This is a genomic window from Reyranella sp., assembly GCF_004296935.1.
In the GTDB taxonomy this organism is placed as follows: Bacteria; Pseudomonadota; Alphaproteobacteria; order Reyranellales; family Reyranellaceae; genus Reyranella.
The window spans coordinates 20,432-33,816 of record NZ_SCVH01000058.1 but is presented as its reverse complement, the minus strand read 5'-3'; the positions used below and the strand labels follow the sequence as shown (position 1 = coordinate 33,816).

At 65.5% G+C, this 13,385-nt stretch carries 10 protein-coding genes and 1 pseudogene; 7 read left to right on the top strand and 4 right to left on the bottom strand.

Annotation, left to right across the window (positions count from 1 at the left end; translation table 11 throughout):
• Positions 1 to 58: 58 nt before the first annotated feature.
• The 4 genes and pseudogenes from EPO55_RS07580 to EPO55_RS07565 all read right to left on the bottom strand — a co-directional run bounded on the left by EPO55_RS07580 (position 59) and on the right by EPO55_RS07565 (position 4,004).
• Positions 59 to 997: an arginine deiminase family protein gene (locus EPO55_RS07580; RefSeq protein ID WP_296335993.1), complete on the bottom strand. Its 939-nt coding sequence runs from the start codon at positions 995 to 997 to the stop codon at positions 59 to 61.
• A gap of 2 nt (positions 998 to 999) precedes the next feature.
• A complete protein-coding gene (locus tag EPO55_RS07575) occupies positions 1,000 to 2,406 on the bottom strand; it encodes a mannose-1-phosphate guanylyltransferase/mannose-6-phosphate isomerase (protein ID WP_296335992.1) in 1,407 nt (468 codons plus the stop codon).
• Positions 2,407 to 2,434: 28 nt separating this feature from the next.
• Positions 2,435 to 2,689, bottom strand: a pseudogene (locus EPO55_RS07570) (FAD-binding protein); the annotation flags it as partial.
• A gap of 121 nt (positions 2,690 to 2,810) precedes the next feature.
• A complete protein-coding gene (locus EPO55_RS07565; RefSeq protein ID WP_296335991.1) occupies positions 2,811 to 4,004 on the bottom strand; it encodes a cyclic nucleotide-gated ion channel in 1,194 nt (397 codons plus the stop codon).
• A 123-nt stretch (positions 4,005 to 4,127) separates the two neighbouring features.
• Here EPO55_RS07565 and EPO55_RS07560 point away from each other — a divergent pair, with 123 nt between their 5' ends.
• Genes EPO55_RS07560 through EPO55_RS07530 form a run of 7 tightly spaced genes read left to right on the top strand, consistent with a single transcriptional unit; the run spans position 4,128 to position 13,385 of the window.
• Positions 4,128 to 6,206, top strand: a complete 2,079-nt coding sequence (locus EPO55_RS07560; RefSeq protein ID WP_296335990.1) for a hydantoinase/oxoprolinase family protein — start codon at positions 4,128 to 4,130, stop codon at positions 6,204 to 6,206.
• A 10-nt stretch (positions 6,207 to 6,216) separates the two neighbouring features.
• Positions 6,217 to 7,890, top strand: coding sequence for a hydantoinase B/oxoprolinase family protein (locus tag EPO55_RS07555; RefSeq protein WP_296335989.1), 1,674 nt, complete (start codon positions 6,217 to 6,219; stop codon positions 7,888 to 7,890).
• A 36-nt stretch (positions 7,891 to 7,926) separates the two neighbouring features.
• Positions 7,927 to 8,943 carry a TRAP transporter substrate-binding protein gene (locus tag EPO55_RS07550; protein WP_296335988.1) on the top strand — a complete coding sequence of 339 codons (1,017 nt, stop codon included), beginning with the start codon at positions 7,927 to 7,929 and terminating at the stop codon, positions 8,941 to 8,943.
• Positions 8,944 to 8,945: 2 nt separating this feature from the next.
• The gene (locus EPO55_RS07545; RefSeq protein ID WP_296335987.1) at positions 8,946 to 9,506 is read left to right on the top strand and encodes a TRAP transporter small permease; all 561 of its coding nucleotides are present in this window, start codon (positions 8,946 to 8,948) and stop codon (positions 9,504 to 9,506) included.
• A gap of 4 nt (positions 9,507 to 9,510) precedes the next feature.
• Entirely contained in the window at positions 9,511 to 10,812 is a 1,302-nt protein-coding gene (locus EPO55_RS07540) for a TRAP transporter large permease subunit (protein ID WP_296335986.1), read from the top strand.
• A 48-nt stretch (positions 10,813 to 10,860) separates the two neighbouring features.
• Positions 10,861 to 12,225: a glutamine synthetase gene (locus tag EPO55_RS07535; protein ID WP_296335985.1), complete on the top strand. Its 1,365-nt coding sequence runs from the start codon at positions 10,861 to 10,863 to the stop codon at positions 12,223 to 12,225.
• Positions 12,222 to 13,385 (top strand): iron-containing alcohol dehydrogenase, encoded by a 1,164-nt coding sequence (locus tag EPO55_RS07530; protein WP_296335994.1) that lies wholly within the window; start codon positions 12,222 to 12,224, stop codon positions 13,383 to 13,385. The genes EPO55_RS07535 and EPO55_RS07530 overlap by 4 nt, the downstream gene beginning before the upstream one ends.

The window sequence follows — 13,385 nt, the reverse complement described above, 5'->3', positions numbered from 1 at the left end:
ACCAACGCTCTCGTCCTCGAGGAAGGCCGCGCCATCGTCGACGCCGGAAATGCCCGCGTCATCGAAGAACTGCGCAGCGCAATCCGCCGCCGGTACTGATCGGGCCGTCGAACGGCAGGGGGATAACGTCGATCCGGCGCTTGCGCAGTTCTTCGATGACGCGGGCATTTCCGGCGTCGACGATGGCGCGGCCTTCCTCGAGGACGAGAGCGTTGGTCGCGAGCAGGTTGGCTTCGTCCCTGGAGACGGCGATTGCGTCCCAGTCGCGCAGCGACCTCGGCAGGCCATCGATGAGCTTTTCCGGGCACCAGACGAGCAGGCCGGGCTTGATCAGCGCCAGGACGCAATCGAGGTGGAGCACGTTCGACCTCATCGCTACCGGAATGACCCGGTAGGCATCGCCCAGCAGGGCCTGCAGCCAGTCGGCGCCGGCGAGATCGGAGGCGCAGCCGGAAATCCCGACATAGACCTCGTAGCCGTTCAGCAAGGTGTCGCCGCCCTCGAGGAACGGACCGTCGACGCAGCCGGGCGAACCCAGCGGTACACTCGACCAGCGCGCGCCGCGCTGCTGCACGACCTGCTGGATGATCGGTCGCAGCCCATAGCGTTCGCGCTGCCGGCACTTCAGGCGGATCGAGGCGTCGATCACATGGTTGCCGATCACGATCATGCCGTCGCGGGGGAAAAGCTGCGCGCCCTCGCCGTTGCCGGCGAGGAAGGTACGTTCTTCGCCTTCGAGCCGTTGCGGGCGGTGGACGGTGACGCCTTCGCGCGCCACCAACTCGGCCAGCGCTTCGACCTGGCGCTCGATCCGGTGGGCACGTTCAGGATCAACATCGATCAGGCGGCGGCCGGCATGCTGGCGACTGAAAGCATCACCCGGCGGCACCAGCCAGCGCTGGGATTCTTCGTAGAAGACCACAAAATCCTCGGCCGGCGAGATGCCGATGACGACCTCGCGAAGCTTGCCCCACTCGTGATGGGCGCCGAAGAGCACGGTTAGACCCGGGCGTAAATGTCTTCGTAGCGGACGATGTCGTCCTCCTCGACATAGTCGCCGGTCTGGACCTCGACCACTTCCAAGAGTTCGGTGCCGGGGTTGGCAAGGCGGTGGATGCCGCCGATCGGGATGTAGGTCGATTCGTTCTCGTGCAGGGTCATGATCTTGCCGTCGAGCGTCACCTCGGCGACGCCCTTGACGACCACCCAATGCTCGGCCCGCCGGTTGTGGCTTTGCAGACTGAGCTTGGCGCCGGGCTTGACGGTGAGCCGCTTGGCGCGGAAGCGTTCGCCACGGTCGATGTCCTGGTAGCTGCCCCATGGCCGGTGCATCACGGCGTGCTCGGTGGCCGCGCGGTGCTTGCCGTCGGACATGCGCTGCACGACATCCTTCAACCGAGGAAGATTGTCGCGATGGCCGACCAGCACGGCATCGTTCATCGACACGACGACGACGTCCTCGACGCCGATCACGGCCGTCAGCGGGCCATCGGAGCGGATGTAGGAGTTGCGCACATGGTCGAGCTCGACCGGGCCCTCGGTAACGTTGCCGGCGCTGTCGGCCTCGCCGACATCGAGCAGCGCGTCCCAGGTGCCGAGATCGGACCAGCGGAACCGGGCCGGGACCACCCAGCATTTGTCGGTGCGTTCCATGACCGCATAGTCGATCGACTTGGCGGGCGCCTTGGCGAATGCCTCGGCGTTGAGGAACACGGTCGAGCCGGTCTTCTTGGCCTTGGCCACGGCCTCTTCGGCGGCGGCGGCCATCGCCGGTTCGAAGCGCGCCATTTCGGAGAGCAGCAGTTCGGGTGGGAACAGGAAGTTGCCGCTGTTCCACAGCAGGCCTTCGGCGATGTAGCGGAGCGCCGTTTGGGCATTGGGCTTCTCGACGAAGGCCGCGACCTTCAGGACTGTGCCGATATGCTCGCTGCCCGGCCGGATGTAGCCGTAGTCGGTCTTGGGCTCCGTCGGTGGAATGCCGAAGGTCACGATGCCGCCCTGCTGTACGGCCGCGAGTCCTTCGCGGCAGCCGGCAAGGAATTCCTCGGCGCCGATCACCAGGTGATCCGACGCCAGCGCCAGCACGGCCTTGGCACCGAGCCCGTGCGTGTAGGCAGCGGCGGCGGCCATGGCAGGGCCGGAGTCGCGGCGCGACGGCTCGACCAGGATGTCGATCTCGATGCCGATGTCCTTGGCCTGGCCCTCGCACATGAAGCGATAGGCCTCGTTGGTCGCGATCACGGGCTTGCCGAACAGGTTGCGGTCGGCGACGCGCAGCAACGTCTGCTGGTAGGTCGATTGCTTGCCGAGCAGCGGGACGAACTGTTTCGGCATGCTCTCGCGCGACAGGGGCCACAGGCGTTTGCCGGAGCCTCCAACCAGGATTACGGGCGTGATGAGCGACATTCGGATGGCATCCGTTGGCAAGAGGGCGTTAGCGGCCGGCCGAGGCCGCGTGTCGGGCCGCGATATAGCCGAAGGTGAGGGCCGGGCCAATGGTGATCCCGGCCCCGGGGCAGGTCCCGCCCATCACACTGGTCATGTCGTTGCGGGCGGCATAGAGGCCCGAAATGAGGGCTCCTTGGCCGTCCAGCACCCTTGCATGGCCATCGACCCGCAAGCCCGGGAAAGTGCCGATATCGCCGGGGATCAGCTTCATGGCGTAAAATGGCCCCGGGCCCAGGGCCGGCATATTGCCTTTTGCAGTACCTGTGCGTCGCCCCCCACTTGGCCGCGAGGCTGATGGGCGGCGGAGAGCGTCGCGGCAAATCCGGCAGCGCCCGAGCCCACCACCAGCAAGTCCGTTTCAATCATCGCTTGGTTTCGCTTGAGGTGCGGTCGACATTCTCTTCGCGGCGGCGCTTCGACTCGTTCTCGACCGCTTCGGCGAGGGCAGGGATATGCGAGGCAATTTCATAGAAGTCGCTGGCATAAAGCACCAACAGCGTGGTCGGTCGCGTGGTCGCGACCGTGGCGCTGCGCGGCTGGCGCTCGAGCAGCGCCATCTCGCCGAAGAATGCTCCTTCGCCCAGTCGCACCGTGCCGCCTGAGGGCAGACGGACTTCGACTTCGCCACTGGAGATGAAGAACATGGAGTCGCCGGGATCGCCGCGTCGCACGATGATGATGCGGGAGGGGTAGTAGCGGGTCCGCAGTTTACCTACGATTTCCGACAGGGTGACGACCCCCAGCGCGGCGAAGATCGGCACGCGCGCGACCTGTTCCCACACTCTCAGGTATTCACGCCGACGCTCTTCCTGGGCAAAGCCGGTCGCCAGCACGCCGGTCATGATGGCGAGCACTGTGATGCCGCTGATCATCAGCACGGAGCCGACCATGCGTCCACCGGCCGTGAGCGGCACCACATCGCCGTAGCCCGTCGTGGTCAGGGTAACCACCGCCCACCACAGCGCGTTGGGCAGGCTGCCGAAGGCGTCGGGCTGGCGCTCGCGCTCGAGCAGATGCGCACCGGTCGCGGCGATCACCAGCAGGATGAAGAACAGGATCAGGACGCTGGCGATCGGCGCGCGCTCGTTGGATATGACATGGGACAATGTGCCGAGCGCCGGCGCATGCAGGCCCAGTTTCAGGATCCAGAGAACGCAGAATATCGATGCGGCGTCCGAACCGACGATCCGATAGCCGGCCAGCCACATGAAAACCGGCACGGTCGCCAGTAGGCCAACCAGGCCCGGCAGCGACACCGCCCAATGCAGGCGGGCCATGGTGGCCGAGATTTCGCCGTAGCGTGACGCTTCCGGCGCGGTCCATAGCCGCACCAGGTACTCGATGAAGAACAGAATCGCGACGGCCCAGATGGCGTAGCGCAGGGCATTCCGCGCATCGGGCGGCAGATCGTCCGTCGACAGCAGGATCACGGCGAACAGGCCGATGCCGAGTACAGCGAGATGCAGAGCCCGCCACCGGCGCCCGGCGTCGCTGGGTTCGGTGAAATGCAGCAGCGCATGGATGCGCGCGCGAAGACTGGAGGCCGTTGCCGTCACGGAACGACCATAGGCGCCCTGGCCTGCGAATTGCAACGCGGGGGCGGCCGGTCTACGGTCGCGACCGCGTTGTCGGACGGGGGTCTGGGGACAGCGATCGGGGAACAGGGGTCTGGAGCAAAGGTGGTCAAGGATTTGCGCATTGCCGTCGATATCGGCGGCACGTTTACGGATGTGGTGTTGGAGAATGGCGGGCGGCGGCTGACGCGCAAGCTGCTGACGACGCCGCAACGGCCCGAAGAGGCGGTTCTCGACGGCGTACGCCTGATCCTGGCCGATGCCGGGCGCCACTTTGGCGACGTCGAGGTGTTCGTGCACGGCACGACGCTCGCCACCAATGCCGTTATCGAACGCCGGGGTGCCCGCACGGCGCTGATCGCCACCGAGGGCTTCCGCGACGTTCTCGATATCGCCAACGAAAGCCGCTACGACCAGTACGATCTCACCATCGAGAAGCCGCGGCCGCTGGTGCCGCGCGCGCTGCGCTTCACCGTTCCCGAGCGCATGGATGTGCACGGCAAGGTCCGGCTGGCGCTCGACGAGGCCGCCGTGCGGGCGGTGGCGACCGAGCTTGCGGCCCAAGGGATCGAAAGCGTGGCCGTGGCGTTCATGCACGCCTACGTCAATCCGGCCCATGAGCGGCGCACGCGCGAGATCCTGGCGACCGAGCAACCCACCCTCAGGGTGACGCTCTCCAGCGAGGTCTGTCCCGAAGTGCGTGAGTACGAGCGGACCTCGACAGCGGTGGCCAACGCCTATGTGCAGCCGCTCATGGATTCCTATCTCGCGCGGATGCAGGCAGCCCTTGCCGCCGAGAAGTTCACGGGCACGATCTATCTCGTCACCTCCGGCGGCGGCCTCACGACCATCGAGACGGCGCGGCGCTTTCCCGTGCGGCTGATTGAATCGGGGCCAGCGGGCGGCGCGATTTTTGCTGCGCAGGTGGCGGCCCGCGCCGGCGAAAAGCGCGCGCTCAGCTACGACATGGGGGGCACGACGGCGAAGATCTGCCTGATCGACGATTTCACGCCGCACACTGCGCGGCTGTTCGAGGTCGACCGTGCCGCCCGCTTCCTGAAAGGATCGGGCTTGCCGGTGCGCATTCCGGTGATCGAGATGGTTGAGATCGGGGCAGGCGGCGGCTCGATTGCGCGCCTCGACGCACTGAAGCGCGTGACGGTGGGGCCGGAAAGCGCTGGCGCCGAACCGGGGCCTGCCTGCTACGGCCGCGGCGGCCGCCATCCCGCGGTGACCGATGCCAACGTCGTGCTGGGCACGATCGATCCCAAGGATTTCGCCGGTGGCACGATCGCGCTCAACCTCGACGCCGCCAAGGGTGCGCTCGAGCGCGACGTCGCCGAGGGCCTGGGATTGTCGACCGACATGGCGGCCTATGCCGTCTACGAGATGGTATCGGAGAACATGGCCAGTGCCGCTCGCGTACACGCCGTCGAGCGTGGCGCCGTGGTCAACCAGTACAATCTGATCGCCTTCGGCGGGGGGGCGCCGTTGCATGCCGCCCGGGTCGCCGAAAAGATCGGCGTTCAGCGCGTGATCGTGCCGCCCAATGCCGGCGTCGGCTCGGCAGTTGGGTTCCTGGCCGCACCTGTGTCCTTCGAGCTGGTGCGCAGCCGCTACATGCGACTCGACGCTTTCGATGCCGCCTCGGCCTCGCAGCTCCTGGGCGAAATGAGCGCCGAGGCGACGGCGCTGGTGGCGCCCGGCGCCCGCGGCATGAAGACCTTCGAGCGCCGTGTGGCCTTCATGCGCTACATTGGCCAAGGCCACGAAATCATGGTCGTGCTGCCGTCGCGGCCACTGGTGGCGGGCGACGCCGAGGCATTGCGTACGGCTTACGAGCGCGACTATGCCGCGCTGTTCGAGCGTCACATTCCCAATGCCGCCATAGAAATCCTGAGCTGGTCGGTCCAGGTGTCGACCGAGACCAACCTGCCGGCGACGCAGGCGGCGGCGCCGACCGTTCCGGCGCCGGTACCGACCCGTCATCGGCCGGTCTTCGATGGTCGTAGCGGCCGGACCACCGACGTTCCGGTCTATCGCCGCGAGCAGCTGCCGCCGGGCAGTGCCTTCGAAGGGCCTGCAATTGTGGCCGAGGACGAGACCTCGACCTACATTTCGGCCAGTTTTACCGCGCACATTGACGCTTCCGGCTGTATCGTCATGGACCGGCGGGCCGGGTGAGGAGAGAGGCATGAGCCAGTCCAACAGCGTCGGGCTGATCGATCTGCAGATCATGTGGAATCGCCTGATCGCCGTGGTCGAGGAGCAGGCGCAAACGTTGATGCGCACCGCCTTCAGCCCGATCGTGCGCGAGGCCGGCGACCTTTCGGCCGGTATCTTCGACCTCCAGGGCCGCATGTTGGCCCAGGCCATCACCGGGACACCCGGTCACGTGAACTCCATGGCCGAATCGGTGAAGCACTTCCTGCGCTATTTCCCGGTCGACACGATGAAGCCCGGTGACGCCTACATCACCAACGATCCATGGATGGGCACCGGGCATCTCAACGACTTCGTCATCACCACGCCCTGCTTCCGTAACGGCAGGCTGGTCGCCCTGTTCTCCTGCACCAGCCATCTCATGGACATCGGCGGCATCGGCTTCGGCCCGGACGCCACCGACGTGTTCATGGAGGGTCTCTACATCCCGATGCTGAAGCTGTTCGACAACGGCAAGGTGAACGAGACGTTGATGGCGATGATCCGTGCCAACACGCGCCAGCCGGTCGACACCGAGGGCGATGTCTACTCGCTGGCCGGCTGCAACGACGTCGGCAGCCGCCGGCTGGTCGAGATGATGGACGAGTTCGGCATCGATACGCTGGAGCAGCTCGGCGACCACATCATCGCCCGTTCGCGCGAGGCGGTTCTGGCCGAGATCGCCAAGTTGCCCAAGGGAACCTGGCACAACTCCATGACGGTCGACGGCTACGACGAGCCGGTGACGCTCAAGGCCGCGCTCACCGTTTCCGACGGCGGCATTCATGTCGACTACACGGGAACCACCGGCGTCTCGAAACGCGGCATCAACGTTCCGCACGCCTACACCACAGCCTACACCGTGTTCGGGCTGGGCTGCGTCGTTGCCACCCACATTCCCAACAATGCCGGATCGCTCGAACCCTTGACGGTGTCGGCGCCCGCCGACGCCATCCTGAACGCGCCCAAGCCGACGGCCGTTGCTTCGCGTCATGTCATCGGTCAGATGCTGCCGGATGTCGTCTTCGGATGTTTGCGCCAGATCATCCCCGATCGCGTGCCGGCAGAAGGCACGTCGTGCCTGTGGAACATCAACGTGCGCGGCCACGTGGCCGGTGGCGAAGGCGGCAACTACGGCTTCGGCATGGCCATCACTTCGAACGGCGGCACCGGCGCGCGGCCCGACAAGGACGGGCTATCGGCCACGGCCTACCCCAGTGGCGTGCGCGGCACGCCGGTCGAGATCGCCGAGACCCAAACGCCGCTCATCTTCTGGCGCAAGGAGTTTCGCCCCGATTCAGGCGGCGCCGGCCGCTCGCGCGGCGGCCTCGGCCAGATCATGGAGATCGAAAGCGGGATTGCCGAGCCGTTCGACCTGCTCGCGGCCTTCGACCGGATCGACTATCCGGCGCGCGGCCGGGATGGCGGCGGTGACGGCGAGGCGGGGTTCGTGGCGCTGAAGTCGGGCAAGAAGCTCAAGGGCAAGGGCTTCCAGCTGATCCCGCCGGGCGATCGGCTCATTGTCATGACGCCGGGCGGCGGCGGCATCGGCGCACCGGTGGAGCGCGAACGTGTCCGGGTGGCGAACGATCTCGCCGACGAGCTGATCTCGTCGGACAGTGCCGAGAAGCTTTACGCGTACAAGCCGCCGCGGGCGGCCGAGTAGTTGGGGCAACGGATCAACGAGCGAATGGGGGCTATTATGAAGCTGGGACGCAGGACGGCCTTGAAGGCAGGCGTGGGAGCGGGTGCGGCGGCGGTGATCGGCGCGCCTTCGATCGTGGGCGCCCAGGCGCCGATGAAGCTCGATCTGGCGACGGTGTGGCCGGACGGCAACTTCCACACCAAGAACGCCAAGCGGTTCGCCGAGGAAGTCGCCAAGGCAACCAATGGTCAGGTGGTGATCACCGTCCATTCCGGCGGTTCGCTGGGCTACAAGGGACCGGAGCAGCTGAACGCCGTGCGCGACGGGCTGGTGCCGATGGCCGACATTCTCAACATCCAGCAGGTCGGCGAAGCGCCGCTGCTCGGTATCGAGGGCGTGCCGTTCCTCGTCGCCAACCCCGAAGAACTCAAGGTGCTGCAGAAGTACGCGCGGCCCGAGTTCGACAAGATCGCCACCAAGTTCAACCAGACCATCCTCTACACCGTGCCGTGGCCGACGCAGTACCTGCACACCAAGACGAAGTCCGACACGCTGGACGGGTTGAAGGGCCTCAAGATCCGCGTGCCCGATCGCCAGGCCGGCGACATGGTGAATTCGCTGGGCATGGCCGCGGTTCAGATCCCTTGGGGTGAGACGGTGCCGGCACTGGCGTCGGGCGCCGTGGTCGGCGTCACCACGTCATCGGTGTCGGGTGTCGACGGCAAGTTCTGGGAGTTCCTCAAGTACTTCTACAAGACCAACCATGTCTGGAGCTCGCAGATCGTCACCATCAACAACGACACCTGGAAGAAGATCTCGCCAGCCAACCAGAAGATCATCAAGGACCTGGCGGCCAAGCTCGAGCCCGAGTTCTGGAAAGTCTCGGTCGAGGCCGACGCGACCAGCTCCAAGCGCCTGACCGAGGGTGGCATGGAGATGATCATCGTGCCGGAACCGATGCTCAAGGAAATGCGCGCGAAGACCGTGGGCCTCGAGAAGGCCTTCGTCGACCGCGCCGGCCCGGTCGCTGCCGAGATCATCGCCAAGTACAAGAAGGACCTGGGACGCTCCTGATCGTGTCCGTCGGTTCTTCAGATCGTCCGCCCGATCCGGTCGGTCGCGTGCTCGACGCGATCGAAGAGCTGTCCCTGTGGGGCGGCTGGGCCTCGGCGGTCTGCATTGCATCCATCCTCGGCCTGATCGTGGCCGAGGTCGTGGGCCGCAATCTGTTCAATGTCAGTCTCTATTTCGCCTGGGAGTTCAGCGCCTACCTGATGGGCGCCGCCTTCCTGCTGGGCTCCGCCTATGCCTTGCGCGCCGGAGCGCAAATCCGGGTGAATGTACTGCTCGAGAACGTGCCCAAGCCGGTGGCGCGCTTCTTCGATCTGTTCTCGACGGTTTGTGGTATCGCGATTGCCGCCTATCTCACCTGGGCGCTGGGCGAGATGACCTGGTTCTCCTGGCTGCGCGAGTCGCGCTCGCCGGAGAAGAGCGAGATCCTGCGCTGGATCACGCAGTTCCCTCTGGCGCTGGGATCGCTTCTCTTCACTCTGCAGGCGATTGCACGCCTCGGTCGTCTGCTGCGCGGCGAGCCGGGCGACGATGCCAGCCTGCGCATCGGTCAGGATATCGAGTAAGCACATGACTGCCATCCTGACCTGGCTGCTGATCCTGATGACGGCACTGCTGTGCGTCGGCATCTGGATCGGACCGGCGCTGATTGCCACGGCAGTGGTGCTGCTGGAGATGTACACCAACCTGCCGACGCACAAGCTGATCGCCAACTGGGCGTTCAACGTGGCGACCTCGTCGGACATCGTTTCGCTGCCATTGTTCATCCTGATGGGCGAACTGCTGTTCCGCACCCGGCTGTCGCAGTCGCTGTTCTCCGGCATCGCGCCGTGGATGAGTTTCCTGCCGGGACGCCTGTTCCACACCACGGTGATCGGCTGCTCGATGTTCGCGGCGATCTCGGGTTCGTCGGCGGCGACGACGCAGGTGGTCGGCCGCATCACCCTCACGGAACTCCTGAACCGCGGCTACGACAAGGGCCTGGCGGTCGGCAGCCTAGCCGGGGCAGGGACGCTGGGCTTTCTCATCCCGCCCTCGATTCCGATGATCATCTACGCCGTGCTGGCCGAGGAATCGCTCCTGCGCCTGTTCACGGCGGGCTTCCTGCCGGGCTTTGCGCTCGCCGGCTGCTTCATGGGCTACATGGCCATCCGGTCCATCCTGAACCCCAAGCTGGTGCCGAACGACGATCACACCACCTGGACCTGGAGCGACCGCTTCAGGAGTCTGATCGAGCTGGGACCGGTGGCCTTCCTGATCCTCACCGTGCTCGGCACCATGTATGCCGGCATCGCCAGCCCGTCCGAGGCGTCGGCCATTGGCGTGCTGGGCGCGCTTGCCGTCGCGGCCGGCCAGCGGACCTTGAACTGGAAGGGTATCCGCGACGCGCTGCTGGGCTCCGTCCAGACCACCTGCATGATCGGCATGATCGTGATCGGTGCATTTGCGGTCGGCACCGTGCTGGCCAACCTGCGTGTGCCGCAGTTCGTCTCGGCCGCCATCACCTCGTGGCAGCTCTCGCCCTTCGTGCTGATCATGTTCCTGATGTTCTTCTACATCCTGCTCGGCACGGTGCTGGAAGGCTTCTCCATGATCGTGCTTACCCTGCCGATCGTGCTGCCGGTCGTGCTCGCCGCCGGCTTCGACAAATTGTGGTTCGGCATCTTCCTGATCCTCACCATCGAGATGGCCCAGATCAGCCCGCCAGTGGCCTTCAACCTGTTCGTGATCCAGAACATCACCGGCGATTCCCAGACCTACGTCGCCTGGAAAGTGATCCCGTTCTTCCTGATCATGATGATCTTCACCGCCGTTCTGACGGTCTTCCCCCAGCTCGTGACCTGGCCCGTCGATTTCATACTGTCGAGATAGGCCGGCCTCTGACAAACTACTGAGAGTGGAAGTCAATCGGGGGACGGCATGGATCCGCGCCAGGTCAAGACGGCGGCTGATGCCCGCAAGATCGTCAAGGAACGGGGCCTGACCCACATCAAGGTGGGGGTCCACGACATCGACGGCATCCTGCGTGGCAAGTACATCCACATCGACAAGTTTCATTCGGCGCTGGAGGGCGGTTTCGGCTTCTGCGATGTGGTGCTGGGCTGGGATTCCAACGATCAGCTTTACGACAACGTCACCTACACCGGCTGGCACTCCGGCTATCCCGACGCCAATGTCCGCATCCTGCCCGACACCTGCCGCGAGATCGCGACCGAGCCGGGCAACCTGATGTTCCTCTGCGAGTTCATCGGCAAGGCGGAGGAGATCTGTCCGCGTGGCGTGCTGCGGCGCGTGCTGGCGCGGGCCGAAAAGATGGGCTTCGAGGTCAAGGTCGGCTTCGAGTACGAATTCTTCGTCTTTGCGGAAACCGCGTTCTCGATCCGTGAGAAGGGCCACAAGAACCTGAAACCGATCTCACCTGGCTTCTTCGGCTACTCGGTGCTGCGCAACTCGGTCCTGTCCGATTTCTACAAGGACCTGCTCGCCATGTGCGAGACGATGGACATGGGCATCGAGGGCTTGCACACCGAGACCGGCGCCGGGGTGCTGGAGGCCGCGTTGCGCGTCGGCGACGCGCTGCCGTCGGCCGACCGGGCGGCGCTGTTCAAGCTCTTCACCAAGGTGCTGGCGCAGAAGCGCGACTGGCTCGCGACTTTCATGGCCAAATGGTCGAAGGACTGGCCGGGCTGCGGCGGGCACATGCACATGTCGCTGTGGAAGGGCGGCAAGTCGGCCTTCTACGACGAGAAGGCACCGCATCGCATGAGCACGACGATGCGCCATTTTGTCGGTGGCCAGCGGGCGCTGATGCCGGAGACGCTGGCCATGGTCGCCTCGACGGTGAATGCCTATCGCCGGCTCATCCCTGGCTTCTGGGCGCCGACGGATGCGACCTGGGGTGTCGAGAATCGCACCACGGCGCTGCGGGTCATTCCGGGCTCGGCCAAGTCGACCCGCGTCGAGTACCGGGTCGCCGCCGCCGATGCCAACCCCTACCTGGCGCTGGCTGCCGCGGTCGGTGCCGGTCTTTGGGGCATCGAGAACAAGATCGAGCCGGGCGATCCGATCAAGGGCAATTCCTACGCGGTAAAGCATCCGGTGAAGTCGCAGCTGCCGCGCACGCTGATGGAGGCGGGCGGACGATTGAAGGGCTCCAAACCGGCGCGCAACCTGTTCGGCGACGCCTTCGTCGATCATTATTCTGCAACGCGTGAGTGGGAAGAGCGGGAGTTCCGCAAGGCCATCACGGACTGGGAGCTCGAGCGCTACATGGAAATCATCTGATGTCCCTCGTCGGCAACTGGAACTATCCGACCTCGATCAGGTTCGGCGCCGGCCGCATCAAGGAGCTGCCCGATGCCTGCAAGGCGGTCGGCCTTAGACGGCCGCTGCTGGTCACCGACCCTTGCCTTGCCAAGCTGCCGATGATTTCCGATGCGCTGACGAATCTGCGCAAATCCGGCATCGAGGTGTCGCTGTTCAGCGAGATCAAACCCAATCCGGTCGCCGCCAATGTGGAGGCCGGCATTCGTGTGCTGCGCGCCGGCAAGAGTGACGGCGTAATCGCCTGGGGCGGCGGCAGCGGCATCGACACCGCCAAGGCCATCGCCTTCATGGCGGGCCAGACCCGGCCGATGTGGGACTTCGAGGATATCGGTGACTGGTGGACACGCGCCAATCCGGCCGGCATCTACCCGTCGATCGCTGTGCCGACGACCGCTGGGACCGGCTCGGAGACCGGCCGCGCCTCGGTGATCACCGACGAGAAGACCCACACGAAGAAGGTGATCTTCCACCCGAAGATGATGCCCACGATCGTCATCGCCGACCCGGAGCTCACCGTCGGCCTGCCGGCCAAGCTCACGGCGGGCACCGGCATGGATGCCTTCATCCACTGCTTCGAAGCCTATTGCGCGCCGGGCTATCACCCCTATGCCGAGGGGATCGCGGTCGAGGGCATGCGCCTCGTGAAGGAGAACCTCGTGCGTGTCGTGAAGGACGGGCGCGATATCGAGGCGCGCGGCCACATGCTGGCGGCCTCGCAGATGGGGTCGACCGCGTTCCAGAAGGGCCTGGGCGCGATCCATTCGCTTTCCCATCCCGTGGGTGCTGTGCTCGACACGCACCATGGGCTCACGAATGCCGTCGCGATGCCCTACGTGGTGAAGTTCAACCGCGCTGCCATCGAAGACAAGATCGTGCGCCTTGCGCGCTGGCTCGACCTGCGCAGCCCGACCTTCGACGGCTTCATGCAGTGGACGCTCGACCTCCGCCGCGAAATCGGCATCCCGCACACGCTGGCCGAGCTCGGCGTGAAGGTCGAACATCTCGACAAGTTCGCCGAGATGGCTGCCGTCGATCCGACGGCCGGCGGCAATCCGGTGAAGGTGGGCGTGCCCGAGATGCGCAAGATGTACGACGCGGCCGTGAGCGGGCGTCTCTGA

What these genes read in the sequence shown, in the direction of transcription:
- EPO55_RS07575 (WP_296335992.1), bottom strand. Translation starts at nt 2,406, where the DNA reads ATGTCGCTCATCACGCCCGTAATCCTGGTTGGAGGCTCCGGCAAACGC.
- EPO55_RS07540 (WP_296335986.1), top strand. Translation starts at nt 9,511, where the DNA reads ATGACTGCCATCCTGACCTGGCTGCTGATCCTGATGACGGCACTGCTG.
- EPO55_RS07535 (WP_296335985.1), top strand. Translation starts at nt 10,861, where the DNA reads ATGGATCCGCGCCAGGTCAAGACGGCGGCTGATGCCCGCAAGATCGTC.
- EPO55_RS07550 (WP_296335988.1), top strand. Translation starts at nt 7,927, where the DNA reads ATGAAGCTGGGACGCAGGACGGCCTTGAAGGCAGGCGTGGGAGCGGGT.
- EPO55_RS07555 (WP_296335989.1), top strand. Translation starts at nt 6,217, where the DNA reads ATGAGCCAGTCCAACAGCGTCGGGCTGATCGATCTGCAGATCATGTGG.